We start from the raw sequence: 20,930 nt of genomic DNA, 5'->3' as shown, positions 1-20,930 counted from the left end.
ATCAATACAGCACGATCTTTAAAATCTCATGACTCTTGCATTTCATCCACGAATGCCCCGATCCGGGCTCACCCAACGCGCACGTTTCTCATCTCCACGTCGTAAGACTTTTGGAAATGCCACAATAGTTGCCGAGATGGTGATTAGCCAAAAGACCAATGGATACCAGATCATCCAGAAATAGTTTTTTCCGAGATGCGGTTCATAACGACTATCCATCCATTTGCTTAAAGCAAACTGAATGAGACAGGTTGCCCCCAATAAAATACCGCTACCATACGGTAAAAATGGAGAGCTCACAACGGCTAATGCAGGGACCGGTAAAATAAAATGTACCAACCACAACAAAGCCATCGCCAGCATTAAATATGACCAGACTAAAGTTAAGCAAAGCTCAAACATTAAAGGCCATAAAAAATTCAATTTTGGTTTGGTGAACACATCAATATTTTTAATTAATACCTGTGCTCCACCCATTGCCCAACGTAAACGTTGTTTCCACAATCCGTTTAAAGTTTCAGGCATTAAAATCCAAACCAAGGCATTCGGTTCAAAACGAATGTCCCAGCCGGCACGTTGCAATTTCCAAGTAATATCGATGTCTTCAGTCAACATATTAGGTGACCAATAGTCCACTTGGTGAACAGCGCTCTTACGAAAAGCCGTAATAACACCTGATACGGTAAATAAACGGCCAAAGGTACGCTGAGCACGTTTAATCATGCCGACAATCGAAGAAAACTCACCAACCTGAATACGACCTAATAAAGTTGAACGGGTACGGATACGCGGGTTACCCGTCACAGCTGCAACAGTCGGATTTTGAAGAAAATGACGAACCATCCACTTTGCTGCATGCGGGTCAAGTAAAGCATCACCATCAATACCAATTAAAAACTCGGCATCGGTCATTAAGCTTCCAGCTTGCAACCCCATGGCTTTACCTTGGTTTTGAGCCAAATGAACAACACGGAGTTTTTCATGTTGTTCAGCTAATCGGTCGAGTACCTCACCTGTATTATCCGAACTGCCATCATTAATCGCAATCACTTCAAAATGAGGATAATCCAATTTTAAAGCATGAGTAATCGTTTCCTCTGCATTATCCCCTTCATTAAAACAAGGAATAAGCACAGCAACTTTAGGATAGCTTTCTAATGGAGCTGGCTGATCATAAGGCGGAGCTTTACGTTCCTTCCAATAGAAAATGATCGCGCCAATCATCCATAAATACGACATAAATAATGGATAATAGAAAACGAATTTTAAGGCATGCGACCATATAGCAGCAAAGATTGTCATGTTTCAGCCTCGCCTATGGCACAAGACGAGATGATTTTTCAGCAAATGCTTTATGCATCACGTTCACGTCCGGATGATCTTTGATTGGGTCATCTGGATAGTATGCAACGTGCATTGCACCTTGCTGATAGAGTGAGTGAATTGTTGCTGCCATTTCAGTTGACGGTACCTTTTCGTTGTTACGCCAGTTTGTTGCTTGTAGCTCAAAAACTGTTTTCTTAATGCCGTTTGGATATTTTTTCACGCGATCAATCATGTCTTTATAAAATTGATCGGCGTTATCGACCTGCTCCATATAAGGCATTGCCATAATAGCCGTAAAATCATAACGTCTTAATGACTCTTCAAGCGATTGTGAATACCAGTTTTCCGCATATGGTTTTAAGGCAACTTGCGCATATAAGTTACGAGCTGTAAGCAAGAACGGTTCATATTGTCGCACGTCTTCAACAAGTTGCATTGCAAAATCATCTAGATATTTTGTCTTATATGCGGTCCATTTTTGCAAATCTTGATCGTTTTCACGGATTTTTGCCAAATCTGTTGGTAAGCCTTGTTTCGCATAAGCTTTTAATGCATCTGGGCTTGCATCTTCATAATCAGATAATGTGACATCGTCATGGAATAAAATTCCATTGAAAGATGCTGACTTAGCCAAATCTTGATAAATCTCACGAATAGTTTGGCGTGCCTCTGGTGAGAACGGACTTAAACGGATATACCCCATATTTAAGTGTTCACCAGCTTTTGCCTGCTCTGTCACGACTAAATCTTTTGATACCGGATCAGTTTTTGGTAATTCCCAAGCCAATAAAGGCATCCAAGCATAAATACGGCTTACAGGCGTACGGGTTTGAATTTGCCATGCTACACGGTTAAACAAGTCCGCACGCATTGGGATATGACGGTTCGGGAAATATACCATATCGGCAGAACCATTAGCATCCGGATCTGAAAATGCCTGCAAATAAACTGTATTTACACCCATCGCATTAATTCGATCTAACAAGTGACCTAAATTTCGTTCTTGTTGTTGCGGATCCGGATCATAAATATAGTCGAGATCAATATGCATGATTTTTTGCGGACGGTTGTTATCCGTTAAGTTTAATTCACGGTTCTTAATCTCTTGAGCCAAATCATTAGTACTCATTCCGCCCTCTACCAAAATACGGCTCATATTTTGTAGAGATTGTTTCGCATGATCTGCGCCATCATCAAGCGTGATGGTAATTGGCATACCAAGCTTTTTAGCAATTTGGACCGTTTGCATATTATAGCGACCATATGGCCACACCATAATACGTGGTGAACGTATACCATGCTCTTTAAGTAGCTGATTATTCTTTTTTAAATCATTATAAATACGAGCCTGATATTGGCTGTCATTTTCATAAGTTTTAGTTTTTACATCATAAAAACGTGTCGTTGCCGCTGGTTCAGAGTTCCCTTGCGGGTTGCCTGTAATACCGCGGTGTAAATGATAGCTATGGCTTGCGATTTCAACAAACCCGCTATCTTGCATTTCTTTGAGCTCACCCCAGCTTAAGATTTTATCACGTGGAATTTCTTCACCCGAAAAATCGACTTTCTGCCCTGCTTTTGGCTCTAACCATGAACCCACTACCGCAAGTACCACTGGGATTTTTTTAGCCTTAATAACAGGATATGCATTTTGGTAGAAAGACTGATAACCATCATCTACAGTTAATAAAACGGGCTTGGTTGGAAGTGCCGCCTTGCCCTGATGAGCACGGATCAACTGGTCTACGGTAATAAAATGGAAGCCATTTTTTTGCAGCCAATCGACATGCTCAGTAAATTGTTGAGTGGTGACCGCATATTGAGGAATTAAGGCATTTTTAGTATCGGTAATTTCATGATACCCAATGACCGTAAGTGTTGAAGCATCTATTTTAGGTGGGTTAGCTAATGCCATACCTGACAAGCCTGCTAGAGCCAAGCCAAGCGTGAGGTTCAACAAAGGAGATGCAAAGCGGGTAATCATGAAATAGCGTCTCAATAGCAATATAGATTATTTATGTGAAATTTAAACTTAAGAACTAAAATTCACATTTATTTAGTCCTTAAGTTCAAACTGCTCCAACAGAACAGTTTTTCAGTTCACCTTTATAATTAAATAAACTGAAAATAATCTTAAATATTTAAAAAGCTAAAATATAAATATCGAATATATTTATATTTAAAGCTTATAGATAAAGTCGAGCTCTAAACGGTTTGATTTCAATCATCGCGAGTTTTTACATCAAATAATTCAATTTCAAAAATCAAATTTGAGTTTGCCGGAATAATTTTACCCATTTTGCGTTCGCCATAAGCCAAATGAGCAGGAACCATAAGTTTACGTTTTCCGCCAACTTTCATTCCCATAATGCCTTGGTCCCAACCTTTAATCACACGGCCTGTACCAATAACACACTCGAAATAATTTCCGCGGTCAAGGGAAGAGTCGAATTTAGTGCCGTCTTCTAACCAACCTGTATAGTGAGTCGTAATTAAGGCACCTTTAACCGCTTCTTTACCTTCGCCTACTTTTAAATCGATAATTTCTAATTCAGTGATCATAATATTCCCGTTCGTTTAATTTCACAGCTCAGACTTGATCTTTAGTCTAACAAGTGAATTTGTAAAATTTGTTGCGCTTTTCAGTTTTACTGTAATTGGGTCCACACAACATTCGCTTGGCCCTTGTCACTTAACAAAGTCCATTCGTTGTCCATAACATTTAACTGAAGCTGCATGGTACGTTCACAAAGCTGCTCTAACTCTGCTGTACTTTCAGGTGCTAGCTGCCAAACTTGAACATTACTCAATGTTTTAATTTTACTGTTTCTCTTCCACCAATCTTCAACTTGTGAACCATAAGCGACAATTGCCACAGTTTTACAACGGGCACTGGCTTTTTTCACTTTATCTTCAGACGGTAAACCAACTTCAATCCAGGTTTCTAACTGTCCTGTTAAGTCTTTTTGCCAAAGTGCAGGCTCATCGGTTTCAAAAAGGTCTTTGGTAAACTCAAGGCTATCACTTGCGAAACGTGCAAAAGCCATGACACGAACCATTAATCGTTCTAAAGTTTCAGAAGGATGTAAGGCAAGCGTCAGTTGATAATCGCCATAAATATGGTCATCCATATTGGCAATATTCAGATCTGCTTTATAAATTGTTGCTTTAAGCGCCATAGTTAATATGTCCAAAAATTTGGCGCTAAGAATACTCGATTTTAATTAAAAAATTATAGAAAAAACTCAGTAATGTAAAACTTCTTATCCTCTCCATTTGCATCTTATTTCAAAACATCTAACCACTTTCAAAGTTGGCGGGCTTTTTGCTTGAAAGGGGTTGTATTCCTCTCTTGATTTGATGACTTATGTGGCAAAAACTTAAACGTAGTTTATTCCTACAAGTCCTCTGCGCTCTCTTCCTCGGTATTGCAGTAGGTCTTGCTTTTCATGATTTCTCCCTAGCTTTAAAACCTCTTGGTGATGGTTTTATTTCTCTCATTAAAATGTTGATTGCTCCAATTGTATTCTGTGTAGTGGTACTGGGAATCTATGGTGCAAACGATATTAAAAAAATGGGCAAAGTCGGTGCAAAAACGATTCTTTATTTTGAAGTGGTCACGAGTATTGCTTTAATTTTGGGAATTATTGTTGCTTATGTCTTTAAACCGGGCGTCGGTATGAATATCGATATTACTCATTTAGATGCTAAAGATTTAAGTACCTATACCGAACGTGCTCATGACATGCATACAGGTTCGGAGTTTTTACTCAATATTATTCCGAAAACATTTACTGCCGCTTTTGCTAACGGCGATATTTTACAAGTTTTACTCATCGCTATTTTATTTGGCGTTTCCCTACTGTTAATTCCTAAACATTTAGCAGAGTTGGTCCGTCAAGCGCTTGAAGCTTTTTCGGAAGTCTTCTTTAAAATTATGGGACTCATTATTCGCTTGGCACCGATTGGTGTATTTGGTTCAGTTGCTTATACCACTGCAAAATTTGGATTAGATTCACTCCTGCAACTCGGTTATTTAGTTTTACTCTTTTATGCGACTTGCATTTTATTTGTTGTCATTATTTTGGGTTCAATTTTAAAACTCACCGGACTGAATATCTTTAAATTTGTCGGCTATTTTAAAGATGAACTCGCCATTGTTTTAGGGACAGCCTCTTCTGATTCCGTTTTACCCCAAATCATGAAAAAGCTTAAAAACTTAGGAATTAAAGATTCAACAGTCGGTCTGGTTATTCCTACCGGTTATTCTTTTAATTTAGATGGCTTTTCAATTTATTTAACATTAGGCGTGATCTTTATTGCACAGGCCTGCAATATCAATCTCTCCATGCATGACTTACTGGCTATTTTATTGGTTTCGCTTATTACATCGAAAGGTGCACACGGCATACCGGGGTCAGCCTTAGTGATTCTTGCTGCAACACTTTCCGTAATTCCAAGTTTACCTGCAATTGGTTTGGTACTTTTACTGTCTGTAGACTGGTTTATCGGAATTATCCGTGCCTGCACCAACTTAATTGGTAACTGTGTGGCCACCGTAGTCATTGCCCATTGGGAAAAAGACATCGATCATGCACAAGCGAAACAAGTACTTAATATAAAAAATTAAATCTCTCATAGAGAATATTGAAGTATTTCAATGTTCTCTATTGTTCAATTCTGCAAGCTAATAGTTCAGTTTCAAATGCTAGCCAGTCATGTTCATGTTGGCTAATCATTTCAATGCGGTTATCAATGCCCTCTTCACCAGACTTATAGTTAAACTGCTCAGGATTAAAGTTAAAGGTCTTCCATCCCTGATCTGTATTAAAAATTCCCTTAATACGTAGCCAGTCTTGTTGTGCACACAACACATCGAGCAAAGCATAAAACTCAAATTTCCAACGCTTAGGAAACTTCCAACCCGCGACCATATAACCCTGCGCCGACTCGACATAATGATAAGGCAGTTGGTGAATTTCTTTTGCAACTTCGGCTTCAGTCATTTGCTTTTGCAGCTTGAGTAAAGGCTGTATAGAGCGTGCAGTTAAACGCGCAGGCACATCAATTTGCGCCAGTTCAAGTTGACCATGTTCAGTCTTTAGCCATTGTTGCTGATAAGGTTGGTATTCTTCTTTAAGCTCAACAAGTGCCTGTTCATCTTCAAAAGTCATGGTATCGGCATGAGAGACCACCACAATCTGTGCAGCTTTTAATTGATCTTCATATAGGTTTTGCTTGGCCCAATTGGTGTCATGCAAACGACTACCATCAACCACGGTCACTAGTGCACGCATAGCTAAGCTGTTTTGCCAATGCGGTTCAGTTAACTGATCAAATAATTGCGAAGGATGCCCAAGCCCTGTAGGTTCAATAAAGAGTCGGTCTGGCTTTTGTTCACTTAACAAGCGAGCCAGAGCAATATGCATAGGAAGTTGGCTACTACAACATAAACAGCCGCCCAATAGTTCTTTGACTGCATAACCTTGATCTTGAGGTAAGAGTTGTTGATCGACTCCGATTTGCCCAAATTCATTCATTAAGACAGCCCACACTTCACCTTTCGGTTTCTGACTTAATAAATGTTGCAATAATGTCGTTTTCCCTGCTCCTAAAAACCCTGAAATAATATGGGTAGGAACAGTTTTTTGGGCAATCAGTTTCACAAGCGGCTCAAATCAACAAGGTTTAAAAACTAAGAAAGGTATATCACTGTTTAAGTAGCATGAAAATAATTTTTCACTTTGAAGATATACTTTTCAATTATCAGGCTAAAGCACCAAATATGTGACATGCATCTCATCATTTATCTAAATTAACTTTAGAAAAATAATAATTAAACGAAATATCCTATTTAAGGACATTCACAATTCATGCCAAAGTGTTTTGTTTACGTAACTAACTTGCTTTTTTTTTACTCAATACGAAATATTCTTTCACATTTTTAGCGCTCAAGTAGCGCTTTAATTTTACAGTAGACGCACATAAACGGACGTTATATTTCATATTGTTAAGATAGGCGTAATAGATTGTTAAGTTAATTGATGTAATCCCAAGCTCGGCTTAGCATGTGTCCTAGCTTAATCATTCAGCCCTATATGTTCTATGTAGGTCAGAACGATTAGGTTTGATTTATTTTTTAATGAATTTAAGGATGCCATAAAATGAAATTAGCTAAAACTTTACTCGCTACTACCCTAGCTTTAACTGCTGCTTCAACTTTCGCTGCTTCTAAGCACGACCAAGCACATAACACTGCTGGTGAAGAAAAAGTTGTTGTTTCAACTCAAGAACAAGCAAACACTGCAAATGCTGCTTCTGACGCTGTAGGTTCTGCTTCTGAAGCTGCTCCTGCAACTCGTTAATTATCTCTGCACTCTCCTCCAAGCTCAGAGATAATTTTACTGAAACGAAACAGGACGTTAAATTTCGGTGAAGAAAAAAGATCGAACCATGCTGCGGTTCGATCTTTTTTTTAAGAAGTTTTCTTATACATGCTACAAGAAGGGTTATGATTCTCTTGTAGGCGCAACACCTTACGATGTTCAGCCGCTTCAAATCGGCAACGTTTCCACTCGGTATCTAAATTTAATTTAGGCACTTCGCGTGGTTTACCATGCTCATCAACCGCAACCATAGTGAAATAACAGCTATTGGTATGACGAACGGTACGCTTTTGAATGTTTTGAGCCTCCACACGGATACCCACTTCCATTGAAGTACGTCCCACATGGTTCACACTCGCTAAAAATGTAACGAGTTCACCTACATAAATAGGTTCTTTAAAATTTACTTTGTCTACAGACAACGTTACGACATAGCTGCCTGAATAACGACTTGCACAAGCATAGGCCACTTGGTCTAGTAACTTTAGAATTGTTCCACCATGAACATTACCTGAAAAATTTGCCATGTCCGGTGTCATTAAAACTGACATGGTTAATTCTGACTGATCGTCAGTTACGGTTGTCATTTCATCTAATGTAGGCATGACTCAACTCTGTCTCAAACAAGCTCAGAAAACATTATGGTTGATAATTCACAAAAAAAACATGCTTAAATCCACAACATAGCATCGTATTTTTTAATATTGTTAATTCTTTTTTTGAACGAATATTTTTTAAGCTATTATTTTTAATAATTTTTTAGTTTTTCTTAAATAAACAATTATTGAGCGGTCAAAAATAATCAAAAGATGCTATGCCATTTTGTTCCATTTTAAATGACACAGCATCGTTTTATATGAGGTTCACTATACTTTATGGATCAGTCCGGTAACGCCATTAATAATCATATCAACAGCAATCGTACCGATTAATAAAGCAGATAAACGCCCAACAATATCGAAATAGCGATCGATATATTTTGCATGTTTGTACCGCAAATGATCATGTGAAAATTTCATCAAAATCAAAATACTGCATGTTAAAAACATGGTAAACCCGATCACAAGTGCCGCAGCACCAATCGACATTTCAATACCTGTCACCACAGCTGCACTAATGGTACCTGGCCCAATCATAAAAGGCATGGCGATAGTGCCAGCCAAATGTTCTGGTGCACCGCGCATTTCACCAATGGTATCTGCACCCTGAAACACATAGCGGTAACCAATCACCAAAAAGATAAGACCGCCAAAAATCTGGAAAGCCTCAAAGCGTACATTCAGGTATTTACTAAAGATTGCTTCACCGCCCCATGCAAACAGCATAAAGACGATATAAGCAATCAAGCTCCCCTGAATTAAAGCTTTGTTAAATACCTTGGTTTCTGAATGGCGGATGAGGCCAATCATATAAATGCTCATTAAAAAAGGATTGAGCAAAGAGAAAAATAAAGCAAAAGAATGCAGATATGGTGAAACCATGCATATTCCCCTTAAGCTTGTGGATCTGGGAATAATGGACGGTTCCCAGGGCTAATACGATTAATATGCAAGAACGTCATATGTCTTTCATATTTATCTAAAATGTCATTAATAACCTGTTCTTTACTGTAACCAACAAGGTCGTTGTCTTGAGAACCTTCATAAAGATAGGTTTCGAGACGGTAATAGAACTGTTTGCCTCGTTTTACACGCTGACTAAAGTTAGGCGCGCTATAACGGACAGGCCAAATCTGATAAACGAAGTTTTGCTCTTCTTCCAAATGAATAGTGATATCGAGGTGATATAGCGCCTCTTCATCTTCAAGTGGTGTTTGCTGCACATCTACGTTCATACCTTGCTTAATGAGTTCATCGGCAACAGCTTGAACGGCAGGTTTGCAAACGGTATCGAGCATTCGTCTGGTTTCAGTCGTTCCTGGATGATGCATAACCCGAGTCAAACGCTGTTTCCAATTGAGAATATCGACGTTACCCACCACAGGTGCCGCGTTCATACTTCGACTGGCATGCCTGTAGTCTTCAAGTCTGAGCGACTTATAAAGCCCCGCCATGACAAGGAACATCACGAAACTAAACGGCAGTCCCATAATAATGGTTGCATTCTGCAAAGCGGTAATCCCATTGGTCATCAGCATAGCGAGTGTTAATAACCCAATGGCAATTGCCCAAAACACGCTCAACCAACGCGGCGCATCATTATCAATATGGGTAAGCTTGGTCGTGAAGTTACCTAAAACCAATGCCCCCGAATCGGCAGAAGTCACATAGAATAAAAGGCCCGTTACTGTTGCGACTGAAGCAATAAAGGTAAAACCTGGGTACTGCGCTAACAAGTCATAAAAACCATGTGCCGGATTAGATAATACCGTTGCAGCTAAAGTCTGGTTGCCTTCAAAAATAACACTGTGCAATGCGCTATTACCAAAAATGGATAACCAGGTTAAGGTAAATAACAGAGGAATAATTAAAGTCCCGCACACAAACTCACGAATAGTACGGCCTCTAGAAATACGGGCCAAAAATAACCCTACAAATGGCGACCAAGCAATCCACCATGCCCAGAAGAACAAGGTCCAGCTGCTCATCCAATCTTTAGGTTGCTCAAAGGCAAAACTTTGTAAGGCTAAGGTTGGGAAGCGAGTTAAATAATCACCAATATTTTGTACCAGCGCATTGAGTAAAAACTCGGTATTGCCCAAGAACAAAATAAACAGTAAAAGACCAATCGATACATAAATATTGATTTCAGACAAAATCCGAAGGCCTTTATTTACCCCAGATGTCACTGAAATAATACTAATACCGACTGCAATGGCAATGAGTGCAAACTGCATCCAGATATTCTCTGGCAGTCCTAATAAAACATGTAAACCATAATTCAGCTGTACCACGCCAATCCCGCAGGTGGTCGCAATACCAAAAATTGTCCCAATGACGGCGGCAGTATCTACACTATGGCCAATTGCCCCATTAATCCTGTTCCCAAAAATTGGGTAAAGTGCAGAACGAATGGTAAGCGGCAAGTTGTAGCGATAACTGAAATAACCAAGGGCCATACCAATCAAGGCATACATACACCATCCGGTCAAACCATAGTGAAACAGCGTCCACACCATACTTTGGCGTGCCGCTTCATAGGTTTGGCCTACTCCGACAGGCGGCTGCATATAATGAGATAATGGCTCAGCCACCGAGAAGAACATTAAATCGATACCAATACCTGCCGAAAACAGCATGGCAGACCAACTCAGTAAACTAAACTCAGGCTTTGAGTGTTTAGGGCCAAGTTTAATCTCACCATACCGTGAGCAGGCAATGAAAATTACAAACACCATATACAGCGTTGCAGCCAGTAAATAGTACCAGCCAAAGGTTGACGTTACCCACGCAAGGACGGTGTTAATGGTTCGATTTGCGAAATCGTTAAATAAAAAAGTAACGAGAGAAAAGATTAAAATGATTAGAGCTGAAATATAAAAAACCACACGGTTAAGCGGGTCTTTTTTAGATTTAGATAATGTTAAATCATCAACTGCTCTTGGATTATCTGTTGCCATACAATCCTCAAGGAATAGAAGAAAAATAAAATATTCAATTTAGTCTTTTCACTATTTAACAATAATGAAAAGACTGCTTTGAACGCAAAAAATATAAATAAATGTGATGAACCAAGGTTATAAAACCTCGGTCACTTTGTTCTGGTCACAATTCGATGGAATAGAAATGTCTTGTGAAATAGCTAACTGCTTTTTCGCAACATTCGGGTCAAAATCATCTTGCTTTAAGGCTTTGGCTAGACCAAACATATAAAGCAAAATAATCACAGAAAATGGTAAACCACATAACACCACTGCACTTTGCATGGAGTTAAAACTACCTGCTAATAATAAGCCGATACTTACAATGGTAATGACCACAGACCAAAAGATGCGTAACCAGATCGGTGAATCACTATCACTGGTGCCCCCTTTCGAGGACAAATTGGCGATCATTAGTGTACCAGACCCAACCGGTGTCAAAAATAAAACGAAACAAATTACAACAACAATCCCGGCAATATACGGATTAAACGGGAGATATTCGAGTAATTTGAATAATGACAACGCAGGGTCACTTAAAACCATATCACCTAAAACTTTCTGTTTTTGATTGAGAATTAAATGAATTGCAGTATTTCCAAAAATCGAGATCCAAGCCAAGGTAAAACCTAATGGAATGAGGCATACACCCAAAACCACTTCTCGAATAGTTCGGCCTTTGGAAATGCGGGCAATAAACATTCCTACAAAAGGTGCCCAAGCAATCCACCATGCCCAATAAAACACAGTCCATGAACCCAACCAGCCACTGGCTTTTTGATTGTATAAATACATATCAAAACTTTTACCCATAAAATTATTAAGGTAATCGCCCGTATTTTGCACAAGACCATTTAACAAATGGTTCGTCGGTCCTGTTAAAAATACAAATAAAAGTAAGGCATAGAGCAAACGTAAATTAATCCGTGATAACCATGCCAAGCCTTTTTCAATCCCGACCACTGTAGTGACCGTCGCCACAAACATCATGATTAAAACTGCAGTAATTAAAGTTGCAGAGTTATCAGGAATTTCAGGAATTAAATAACAAATGCCTGAAACCAACACTAAAGCACCAATACCTAAGTTGGTCACCAAAGAAATTACGGTCGCTAAAATACCAAAGCCATCGACAAAATCACCTACCAGACCATGAACTCGCTCTCCAAAAATTGGATAGAGTGCCGAGCGTAGTGCGAGTGGTAAATCTTGTCTAAAGGCAAAATAACCTAATGTCACACCCAGCAAGGCATAAAGCACCCAGCCATGAATACCCCAGTGCAAAAAGCTATAGGTCATGGCATTGCGGGCAGCCTGAATAGTGCCTGCCTCACCTTCTGGCGGTCGTAGAAAGTGGTCAACAGGTTCAGCAACACCATAATAAAGTAGCGCGATACCAATACCTGCCGAAAACAGCATTGAGGTCCAAGCCAAATAGCCAAACTCAGGTTTGTCGTGGTCTTTTCCTAAAGGGATCTGTCCCACTCTTGAGAAGGCAAGCCAAGCCACAAAGCCTAAACACAGCACAATCACCAACATGTAATACCACCCGAAAAAGTGGTTTACCTGCTCTTGCACATAGGTCAGCCAAAACTGACTTTTTTCTGGAAACAGCACAAATAATAGGCCAAAAATGCCGATACTGACTGCCGAACTCCAAAATACAAAACGATTTAACCGAATATGGTCTGAAGAATATCCATCACTTTTCAACACCATCTTATTGCTCCTTGCAATCGGTGTATTTTTTCCAAAATAACGTGATAAGTACCGGACTTATGCGCATCATCCTATCCGTAAGAACTTCTGATTCTATCTCTTCTACCCCGAAGTAAGATTCAAAAATTCATTGATTTTTACACATCATACTTGTTATTGATTGAACGTTCAATCAATAACAAGTATGATAAAAAAAGTGCTATGATGCTCTGCAAGTTAACATGCTGAATTTAAAGCACCCATAAAAGTGCTGATGTGGACAATCATGACAAAACGCAGAGTAAAACCAGAGCATGTGCGCCGTGAAGAGATTATGAACGCTGCACTCGACGTAATTTATGAAGTGGGGTTATCCAATACCACCATTGCACAAATTGCAAAAAAAGCCGAGTTGTCGACCGGTATTGTCAGCCATTATTTTGGCGACAAACAAGGGTTAATAAATACCTGTATGCAAGAAATGCTCAATGTTTTGCGTCGGAAAACCGAACAGTACAGAGCAGAAGCAGATTCGCATCCGGAAAGCCAGATTAAGGCAATTATTGATTCTAACTTTGACATTAGTCAGGTAAATGAAAAAGCAATGCGGGTCTGGTTAGACTTTTGGTCTGCAAGCATGCATGTACCGGACCTGAGCCGTTTGCAAAAGATTAATGATCAACGCCTGTATTCCAACTTGAAGTTTTATTTTCTCAAGTTAATGGATGAACAACAGGCCAGTGTTGCCGCAAGAGGTCTGGCAGCATTGATTGATGGATTATGGCTACGTGGCAGTTTAAGCCGTCACAATGAATTTGACAGCGAACTGGCCCGTTCCATTGCTTACGATTATGTAAAAACGCAATTGCAATTTGCGAACAAGCCTTTGCAGGAGAGACAAAATGAGTGATGTACAAGTTCATCAATTGTATATCCATGGACGCTACGTTGAAGCAACCAGTGGTAAAACATTTAATAGTATTAACCCTGCCAACGGCGAAATTATCGCGACTCTTCAACAGGCATCTGAACAAGATATTGAAGCTGCTGTAAAAAGTGCCCAACAAGGACAAAAAATCTGGGCAGCCATGACCGCTATGGAGCGTTCACGTATTTTACGCCGTGCTGTCGATATTCTCCGTGAACGTAATGATGAGCTTGCCCGTCTTGAAACACTCGACACCGGTAAAGCCTACAGCGAAACATCTACCGTCGATATTGTGACTGGTGCCGATGTACTCGAATACTACGCAGGACTTGCAACAGCTATTCAGGGCGAACAAGTTCCACTTCGCGAATCAAGTTTCTTTTATACACGCCGCGAACCTTTAGGCGTGGTTGCAGGTATTGGTGCCTGGAACTATCCAATCCAAATCGCTTTATGGAAATCTGCCCCTGCCCTTGCTGCCGGCAATGCCATGATTTTCAAGCCAAGCGAAACAACCCCACTTACTGCATTAAAACTTGCAGAAATCTATACAGAAGCTGGTTTACCAGACGGCGTATTTAACGTGGTACAAGGTGCTGGTCGTGAAATCGGTCAATGGCTAACAGAACATCCTGTGATTGAAAAAATCTCATTCACGGGTGGCGTAGAAACTGGCAAAAAAGTGATGGCAAGCGCTGCTGGCTCTACACTAAAAGAAGTGACTATGGAGCTTGGTGGGAAGTCACCACTCATTATTTGTGAAGATGCTGACCTTAACCGTGCCGCAGACATTGCGGTTATGGCGAACTTCTTTAGCTCAGGTCAAGTATGTACCAACGGTACGCGCGTATTTGTTCCAAAATCACGTTTAGCTGACTTTGAAAAAGCGGTTGTAGAGCGTGTACAACGTATTCGCATTGGTGACCCAATGGCTGAAGACACAAACTTCGGCCCGCTCACTAGCTTCCCTCATATGGAGAAAGTGTTGTCTTTCATTGAGTCAGGCAAACAACAAGGCGCTAAAGTATTAATCGGTGGTGGTCGTGCGACAGAAGGCGAACTTGCCAAAGGCGCTTATGTACTACCGACTGTATTTAGCGACTGTACTGACCAGATGGCGATTGTTCAAGAAGAAATTTTTGGACCTGTCATGAGCATCTTAAGCTATGAAACCGAAGAAGAAGTGATTCAACGTGCCAACGACACGACCTTTGGTTTAGCTGCCGGTGTGGTCACTCAAGATATTAGCCGCGCTCATCGCATTATTCACCAAATTGAAGCTGGTATTTGCTGGATTAACACTTGGGGTGAATCACCTGCCGAAATGCCAGTTGGTGGCTACAAGCAATCTGGTGTGGGCCGCGAAAATGGCTTAACCACGCTTGGGCACTATACCCGTATCAAATCTATTCAAGTTGAACTTGGCGATTATCAAAGCATTTTTTAATGCCCCTATCGCTCTAAACACTTCAACCTAAATCACATATGCCGAGCAGTCTTTATAGATTGCTCAGGCAAACTGTTAGTAAAAAAAGGATAGTTATGAATATTAAAGAATATGATTACATTATTATTGGCGCAGGATCTGCCGGAAATGTACTCGCTGCGCGTCTTACTGAAGACAAAGATACCACCGTTTTACTGCTAGAAGCAGGTGGACCAGATTATCGCTTGGATTTCCGTACACAAATGCCGGCAGCTTTGGCCTACCCTCTTCAAGGTCGTCGCTATAACTGGGCTTATTTAACTGACCCAGAGCCACACATGAACAACCGTCGTATGGAGTGTGGTCGTGGTAAAGGCTTAGGTGGCTCATCTTTAATTAATGGTATGTGCTATATCCGCGGTAACGCCATGGATTTAGAACAATGGGCAACCCATAAAGGCCTTGAAAACTGGACTTATGCCGACTGTTTGCCTTACTACAAAAAAGCCGAAACTCGTGACATTGGTGGCAACGACTATCATGGTGATAGCGGTCCTGTATCAGTGGCTACACCAAAAAATGGCAACAACGTGCTGTTCCATGCCATGGTTGAAGCAGGTGTACAGGCAGGTTACCCACGTACTGACGACTTAAACGGTTATCAACAAGAAGGTTTTGGTCCAATGGACCGTACCGTTACGCCTAAAGGCCGCCGTTCAAGTACCGCACGTGGTTATTTGGATATGGCAAAAGGTCGTCCAAACCTGACTATTTTGACTCATGCAACGACCAATAAAATCTTGTTTAATCAAAAGCAAGCGATTGGTGTTGAATACATTATTGGTGCTGATCAAAACAACTTGCAACGCGCTTTGGTTAAACGTGAAGTATTACTGTGTGCAGGCGCAATTGCGTCACCGCAAATTTTACAGCGTTCAGGCGTAGGTCAAAGTACCTTCTTAAAATCAATGGACATTGATGTGGTTCATGATTTGCCGGGCGTGGGTGAAAACTTGCAAGACCACCTGGAAATGTACTTACAGTATAAATGTAAGCAACCCGTTTCTTTATACCCTGCTTTAAAATGGTATAACCAACCTGCCATTGGTGCCGAGTGGTTATTCAATGGTACAGGTATTGGTGCAAGTAACCAGTTTGAAGCGGGTGGATTTATCCGTAGTTCGGATGAGTTTAAGTGGCCAAACATTCAATACCACTTCTTGCCAGTAGCTATTAACTACAACGGTAGTAATGCAGTAAAAGAACATGGCTTCCAAGCACACGTGGGTTCAATGCGTTCGCCTTCACGCGGTCGTATCAAACTTAAATCGAAAGACCCGTTTGCGCATCCAAGTATCTTGTTTAACTACATGTCGACTGAACAAGACTGGCGTGAGTTCCGTGATGCAATCCGCATCACGCGTGAAATCATGCATCAACCTGCGCTTGACCCATATCGTGGTGATGAAATTAGCCCGGGCAAACATTTGCAGACAGATGCAGAGCTTGATGACTTTGTTCGTAACCATGCAGAAACAGCTTACCACCCGTCTTGTAGCTGTAAGATGGGCGAAGACGAAATGGCTGTTGTAGATGGTCAAGGCCGTGTACACGGTATGAATGGTTTGCGTGTAGTTGATGCCTCAATTATGCCGCTGATTATTACCGGTAACTTAAATGCAACCACCATTATGATTGCCGAGAAAATTGCAGACCAAATTCGTGGACGCGAAGCGTTACCACGTTCGACTGCACCATTCTATGTAGCATCATAAAATCTTAAAGGGCATATTTCTTATGCAGGAATATGCCCTTAATTTATTATTTATAGCACTCATATTAATAAGAACTATGTATGACAGAAAATAAGGTCATGCAAGGTTATTAATTACATCAATAGGTCATAAATTAAAAATTCACCTATTTTTATCGAAGCATATCCTTCAAATGGCTTAAGTTTAACCAAATTTATTTTATTAATTTATTTTCAATAACTTACAATAAGATTAAAACTAAAAATAATCTTATTAAAGTTTAATTTGATTAAATATAAATCATATTTATGATTTTAATAGAACCCATTTATTATAAAAATTGTATTGTCAATGCAAAATTAGTCTAAAATATAGAGTGTTTGCGATAATCCCAAGTAATTTTTCTTTTTTCAAAGTTCTCTGTTTTAGAGAATTTTACTTTCGCATTTATATCCGTTTTGTCTGGATACGCTGTCTAGGTTTCCTCACACCTTAAGTGACTCAAATAACTTATTTTAAGGTCCCCCTTACATGAAAAAGTTTTTGAAATACCTTCTGGTATTAATCATTCTTATTTTAATTGCGGGTATTGTTTTCTTGTTTAGACCGATTGCGTCAAAACAAGTACAAACTGCAAAAGATGAGCCAGTTGTTGATGCTGTTCTTGTTGGCGGCGGTATCATGAGTGCCACTCTCGGTACTTATTTCACTGAGCTTGAACCGAATTGGCAAATTCGTATGTTTGAGCGTCTTGACCAAGTTGCTCAAGAAAGTTCAAACGGCTTTAACAATGCCGGAACAGGCCACTCTGGCTTTATGGAAATGAACTATACCGAAGAGAAAAACGGTAAGATGGAAATTGCCAAAGCTGAAAAAGTTGCTTCTCAGTTTGAAGTTGCTAAACAGTTCTGGTCATATCAGGTAAAACAAGGCGTTTTAGCTGAACCAAAAACATTCATTAACCCAGTTCCACACATTGCTTTCGTTTGGGGCGATAACGTTAAATTCTTAGAAAAACGTTATGCTGCCATGATTCAAAGCCCGCTTTTCAAAGGCATGAAATTTACTGAAGACCCAGCTGTGATTAAACAATGGGCACCTTTAGTCATGACCGATCGTGATCCAACTCAAAAAGTTGCAGCGACTCGTATGGAAGTTGGTTCTGACGTGAACTATGGTTCAATCACTAAACAATTAGTGAATCACCTAAACCAAAACCCTAACTTCAAATTACAGACTTCAACTGAAGTGACAGGCATCAGCCAAAATGATGACAAAACTTGGACGGTGTCTTTCAAAAATTTGAAAACTGGTAAAACAGACCACGTTAAAACGCGTTTTGTATTTATCGGTGCAGGTGGTGCCGCGGTTAAATTATTGCAACTTACTGGTTTACCAGAAGCGAAACAATATGCTGGCTTCCCTGTAGGTGGTGAGTTCTTAATTACTGACAACCCAGCAATTACTGCTCAGCACACAGCGAAAGTATATGGTCGTGCGGAACTTGGTGCGCCTCCAATGTCTGTACCACATATTGATACACGTTATATCGACGGTAAAAAATATGTATTGTTTGGACCATTTGCAACGTATTCAAACAAGTTCCTAAAAAATGGTTCTCAACTTGACTTACTTGCGTCAACAAACAAAAGCAACGTTTTACCAATGACCACTGTTGGCTTGGAAAACCTTGATCTTGTTAAATACTTGGTGAGCCAAGTCATGATGTCAGATGAAGACCGTCTCAATGAACTTCGTAAATACTACCCAGATGCGAAAGCTGAAGACTGGCGTTTAAGCCAAGGTGGTCAACGTGTTCAGATCATCAAAAAAGAACCAGGTAAACCTGCAACACTTCAATTTGGTACAGAAATCTTTGCGTCTAAAGATGGTGCTGTAACTGCATTGTTAGGTGCGTCTCCGGGTGCTTCGACTTCTCCATACATCATGCTTAACTTGCTTGAAAAAGCTTTCCCTCAGCAAACTGAAGGTAAGTGGAACCAGAAGCTTCATGAAATTGTGGTTTCTTATAAACAAGACTTAAGCAAAGACCCTGTGTTACTCGACAAAGTTCGTCAGTACACAAGCTCTACGCTTGGCTTGAACTATACATCTCCGTTCAAAGCTGCAAACGATGAAACTGCTGCTGCCCCTGTTGCAAAAGCAAACTAAGTTTGATGATGTATAAGTAAAATATCAAAAGGATGAATTTCGATTCGTCCTTTTGTTTTTTAAGACTTCTGTTGAGATATTTAGACTTGCCATGACGCCTTTAAAATCATCACCTCGCCTCTTACCGTTTTGTTTTAAGCTCGTGCTTGTTTTGCTACTGGCTTATCTTTTGTTAAGCGGGTTTTATATGTGGATGATTGGCGGTACAGCTATTTACGTCAGCTCAGCCGTGTTATTTGTCATAACAGCTTATGCATTTAAGCTCGGTAAATATCAAAAACTATGTGCTGTTTTAAATGTGCTCATGAGCGCAGCCGCACTATATTTCAGCATGGCTCATCTATTTTTTTCCCCTATCCAGTTCTTTATATTTTTACCTGCGCTATTTTTTGTTGTGTTGGCTTTTACTCAAGTAAGTAAAGTTCGTAGTTTATCTAAAGTACTCATATTAATTAGTTTATTGATTTGGTCAGGCGTACATTTTACGCAGCTTGAACAACTTAAAGCGTATTATCAAACACAGCATACTGGTGAAAGCTGGCAGCAATACGGCGCGCTATAAGACTATTTTTAGTCTCTATACTTCATGAATATCTATTTTCTTTTTCACATGAAGTTCATCAGTAAAACTGAACAGCATTTACAGAATTCCTTTTAAGAAAAAATATTCATAACAATCTAATTTATTTAGAAATATATCGAGCATATTAGCGATTGAATAGCATTCATCTACACGCTAGATTAGCTGAATTATTTTTCTCCCTTTACGTTGTAATTTATGAAAATTTTAGATGGCGGTTTAGGCCGTGAATTGGCTCGCCGTGGCGCTCCGTTTCGTCAACCAGAGTGGTCTGCGCTTGCACTCATTGAAGCACCTGAAACAGTAAAAGAAGTCCATCTCGACTTTATCAACGCTGGTGCAGAAGTCATTACAACCAATAACTATGCGGTTGTGCCATTTCATATTGGTCAGGAACGTTTTGAAACTGACGGCGTGCGTTTAATTAAAGTTGCGATTGAACAAGCAAAAAATGCAGTTAAAGAAAGCGGCAAAAATGTCAAAATTGCAGGCTGCTTACCCCCGTTATTTGGTTCTTACCGCGCCGACTTGTTCCAACCGGGACAGGCTAAAAATCTTGCTGAGCCAATTATTAACACATTGGCACCAGAGGTAGATTTCTGGCTCGCTGAAACCCAATCCTGCTTAAAAGAAGTTGAAACAGTCCATGCGTTATTGCCACAAGATGGTAAGGACTATTGGGTGTCATTTACGCTGCAAGATGAAATCAAACAAGAACAAGCATTACTTCGCTCTGGCGAAAACATGCAACAAGTGGCTGACTTTATAAAGCAGTCAAATGCCAAAGCAGTATTGTTTAACTGCTGCCAACCTGAAGTGATCTTGCAAGCAATTAATGAAATTAAAGGACTCATTCCAGAGTCTGTGCAAATTGGTGCTTATGCCAACGCTTTCCCACCGCAAGATGAAAGCGCTACTGCTAACGATGGCCTTGATGAAATTCGTAAAGACCTAGATGCTCCAACTTATCTTGCTTTTGCCAAACAATGGCAACAAGCGGGTGCAAGTTTAGTGGGCGGTTGCTGTGGTATTGGACCAGAACACATTGCTGAACTTTCTCAATTTTTTAAAGAATAAATA

General features: G+C 40.1%; 17 protein-coding genes. 8 read left to right on the top strand and 9 right to left on the bottom strand.

Annotation, left to right across the window (positions count from 1 at the left end):
• Positions 1 to 42 precede the first annotated feature (42 nt).
• The 4 genes from pgaC to EG365_RS13205 all read right to left on the bottom strand — a co-directional run bounded on the left by pgaC (position 43) and on the right by EG365_RS13205 (position 4,505).
• Positions 43 to 1,302, bottom strand: a complete 1,260-nt coding sequence (gene pgaC, locus EG365_RS13220; RefSeq protein WP_000151613.1) for a poly-beta-1,6-N-acetyl-D-glucosamine synthase — start codon at positions 1,300 to 1,302, stop codon at positions 43 to 45.
• Positions 1,303 to 1,315: 13 nt separating this feature from the next.
• Positions 1,316 to 3,310 (bottom strand): poly-beta-1,6-N-acetyl-D-glucosamine N-deacetylase PgaB, encoded by a 1,995-nt coding sequence (gene pgaB / locus EG365_RS13215; RefSeq protein WP_000632823.1) that lies wholly within the window; start codon positions 3,308 to 3,310, stop codon positions 1,316 to 1,318.
• Between the two features lie 236 nt (positions 3,311 to 3,546).
• Complete coding sequence (locus EG365_RS13210) at positions 3,547 to 3,888, bottom strand: FKBP-type peptidyl-prolyl cis-trans isomerase (RefSeq protein WP_000627259.1); 342 nt, start codon at positions 3,886 to 3,888, stop codon at positions 3,547 to 3,549.
• Positions 3,889 to 3,974: 86 nt separating this feature from the next.
• Positions 3,975 to 4,505 carry a YaeQ family protein gene (locus EG365_RS13205; protein ID WP_001185269.1) on the bottom strand — a complete coding sequence of 177 codons (531 nt, stop codon included), beginning with the start codon at positions 4,503 to 4,505 and terminating at the stop codon, positions 3,975 to 3,977.
• Positions 4,506 to 4,693: 188 nt separating this feature from the next.
• Between EG365_RS13205 and dctA the strand changes: the two genes are divergently transcribed.
• Entirely contained in the window at positions 4,694 to 5,956 is a 1,263-nt protein-coding gene (gene dctA / locus EG365_RS13200) for a C4-dicarboxylate transporter DctA (RefSeq protein ID WP_000267735.1), read from the top strand.
• Between the two features lie 37 nt (positions 5,957 to 5,993).
• Here the strand turns inward: dctA and EG365_RS13195 are convergent, their stop codons facing one another.
• Positions 5,994 to 6,992, bottom strand: coding sequence for a CobW family GTP-binding protein (locus tag EG365_RS13195; protein WP_000766464.1), 999 nt, complete (start codon positions 6,990 to 6,992; stop codon positions 5,994 to 5,996).
• Positions 6,993 to 7,490: 498 nt separating this feature from the next.
• On the opposite strand from EG365_RS13195, the gene EG365_RS13190 reads away from it, so the two are divergent.
• The gene (locus EG365_RS13190) at positions 7,491 to 7,691 is read left to right on the top strand and encodes a hypothetical protein (RefSeq protein ID WP_000761577.1); all 201 of its coding nucleotides are present in this window, start codon (positions 7,491 to 7,493) and stop codon (positions 7,689 to 7,691) included.
• A 110-nt stretch (positions 7,692 to 7,801) separates the two neighbouring features.
• Here the strand turns inward: EG365_RS13190 and EG365_RS13185 are convergent, their stop codons facing one another.
• The 4 genes from EG365_RS13185 to EG365_RS13170 all read right to left on the bottom strand — a co-directional run bounded on the left by EG365_RS13185 (position 7,802) and on the right by EG365_RS13170 (position 13,011).
• Positions 7,802 to 8,317 carry an acyl-CoA thioesterase gene (locus tag EG365_RS13185; RefSeq protein ID WP_001142469.1) on the bottom strand — a complete coding sequence of 172 codons (516 nt, stop codon included), beginning with the start codon at positions 8,315 to 8,317 and terminating at the stop codon, positions 7,802 to 7,804.
• A gap of 261 nt (positions 8,318 to 8,578) precedes the next feature.
• Positions 8,579 to 9,193 (bottom strand): MarC family protein, encoded by a 615-nt coding sequence (locus EG365_RS13180; RefSeq protein WP_000254582.1) that lies wholly within the window; start codon positions 9,191 to 9,193, stop codon positions 8,579 to 8,581.
• A gap of 11 nt (positions 9,194 to 9,204) precedes the next feature.
• On the bottom strand, positions 9,205 to 11,271 hold the full coding sequence (locus tag EG365_RS13175; RefSeq protein WP_000179784.1) for a choline transporter: 2,067 nt from the start codon (positions 11,269 to 11,271) through the stop codon (positions 9,205 to 9,207).
• Positions 11,272 to 11,388: 117 nt separating this feature from the next.
• Positions 11,389 to 13,011 (bottom strand): BCCT family transporter, encoded by a 1,623-nt coding sequence (locus EG365_RS13170; protein ID WP_000243382.1) that lies wholly within the window; start codon positions 13,009 to 13,011, stop codon positions 11,389 to 11,391.
• Between the two features lie 265 nt (positions 13,012 to 13,276).
• Here EG365_RS13170 and betI point away from each other — a divergent pair, with 265 nt between their 5' ends.
• The 6 genes from betI (at position 13,277) to EG365_RS13140 (ending at position 20,927) form a co-directional block, all read left to right on the top strand.
• Positions 13,277 to 13,900 carry a transcriptional regulator BetI gene (betI, locus tag EG365_RS13165; protein ID WP_000166965.1) on the top strand — a complete coding sequence of 208 codons (624 nt, stop codon included), beginning with the start codon at positions 13,277 to 13,279 and terminating at the stop codon, positions 13,898 to 13,900.
• Complete coding sequence (betB, locus tag EG365_RS13160) at positions 13,893 to 15,365, top strand: betaine-aldehyde dehydrogenase (protein WP_001286309.1); 1,473 nt, start codon at positions 13,893 to 13,895, stop codon at positions 15,363 to 15,365. Before betI ends, betB begins: the two co-directional genes overlap by 8 nt.
• A 95-nt stretch (positions 15,366 to 15,460) precedes the next feature.
• Positions 15,461 to 17,119: a choline dehydrogenase gene (gene betA, locus EG365_RS13155; protein WP_001021934.1), complete on the top strand. Its 1,659-nt coding sequence runs from the start codon at positions 15,461 to 15,463 to the stop codon at positions 17,117 to 17,119.
• 510 nt (positions 17,120 to 17,629) lie between these two features.
• A complete protein-coding gene (mqo, locus tag EG365_RS13150) occupies positions 17,630 to 19,270 on the top strand; it encodes a malate dehydrogenase (quinone) (protein WP_000714073.1) in 1,641 nt (546 codons plus the stop codon).
• A 91-nt stretch (positions 19,271 to 19,361) separates the two neighbouring features.
• Complete coding sequence (locus tag EG365_RS13145; protein ID WP_000188090.1) at positions 19,362 to 19,832, top strand: hypothetical protein; 471 nt, start codon at positions 19,362 to 19,364, stop codon at positions 19,830 to 19,832.
• A 216-nt stretch (positions 19,833 to 20,048) separates the two neighbouring features.
• The gene (locus EG365_RS13140) at positions 20,049 to 20,927 is read left to right on the top strand and encodes a homocysteine S-methyltransferase family protein (RefSeq protein WP_000697115.1); all 879 of its coding nucleotides are present in this window, start codon (positions 20,049 to 20,051) and stop codon (positions 20,925 to 20,927) included.
• The last annotated feature ends 3 nt before the right edge of the window (positions 20,928 to 20,930 follow it).

The organism is Acinetobacter sp. FDAARGOS_494 (assembly GCF_003812225.1).
GTDB classification, from domain to species: Bacteria; Pseudomonadota; Gammaproteobacteria; order Pseudomonadales; family Moraxellaceae; genus Acinetobacter; species Acinetobacter baumannii.
This window is presented reverse-complemented; position numbering and strand designations above follow the sequence as displayed.

Bases quoted from the DNA above. Each gene is read 5' to 3' on its own strand.
- pgaC (WP_000151613.1), bottom strand. From the start codon at position 1,302: ATGACAATCTTTGCTGCTATATGGTCGCATGCCTTAAAATTCGTTTTC.
- pgaB (WP_000632823.1), bottom strand. From the start codon at position 3,310: ATGATTACCCGCTTTGCATCTCCTTTGTTGAACCTCACGCTTGGCTTG.
- EG365_RS13210 (WP_000627259.1), bottom strand. From the start codon at position 3,888: ATGATCACTGAATTAGAAATTATCGATTTAAAAGTAGGCGAAGGTAAA.
- EG365_RS13205 (WP_001185269.1), bottom strand. From the start codon at position 4,505: ATGGCGCTTAAAGCAACAATTTATAAAGCAGATCTGAATATTGCCAAT.
- dctA (WP_000267735.1), top strand. From the start codon at position 4,694: ATGTGGCAAAAACTTAAACGTAGTTTATTCCTACAAGTCCTCTGCGCT.
- EG365_RS13190 (WP_000761577.1), top strand. From the start codon at position 7,491: ATGAAATTAGCTAAAACTTTACTCGCTACTACCCTAGCTTTAACTGCT.
- EG365_RS13185 (WP_001142469.1), bottom strand. From the start codon at position 8,317: ATGCCTACATTAGATGAAATGACAACCGTAACTGACGATCAGTCAGAA.
- EG365_RS13180 (WP_000254582.1), bottom strand. From the start codon at position 9,193: ATGGTTTCACCATATCTGCATTCTTTTGCTTTATTTTTCTCTTTGCTC.
- EG365_RS13175 (WP_000179784.1), bottom strand. From the start codon at position 11,271: ATGGCAACAGATAATCCAAGAGCAGTTGATGATTTAACATTATCTAAA.
- EG365_RS13170 (WP_000243382.1), bottom strand. From the start codon at position 13,011: ATGGTGTTGAAAAGTGATGGATATTCTTCAGACCATATTCGGTTAAAT.
- betI (WP_000166965.1), top strand. From the start codon at position 13,277: ATGACAAAACGCAGAGTAAAACCAGAGCATGTGCGCCGTGAAGAGATT.
- betB (WP_001286309.1), top strand. From the start codon at position 13,893: ATGAGTGATGTACAAGTTCATCAATTGTATATCCATGGACGCTACGTT.
- betA (WP_001021934.1), top strand. From the start codon at position 15,461: ATGAATATTAAAGAATATGATTACATTATTATTGGCGCAGGATCTGCC.
- mqo (WP_000714073.1), top strand. From the start codon at position 17,630: ATGAAAAAGTTTTTGAAATACCTTCTGGTATTAATCATTCTTATTTTA.
- EG365_RS13145 (WP_000188090.1), top strand. From the start codon at position 19,362: ATGACGCCTTTAAAATCATCACCTCGCCTCTTACCGTTTTGTTTTAAG.
- EG365_RS13140 (WP_000697115.1), top strand. From the start codon at position 20,049: ATGAAAATTTTAGATGGCGGTTTAGGCCGTGAATTGGCTCGCCGTGGC.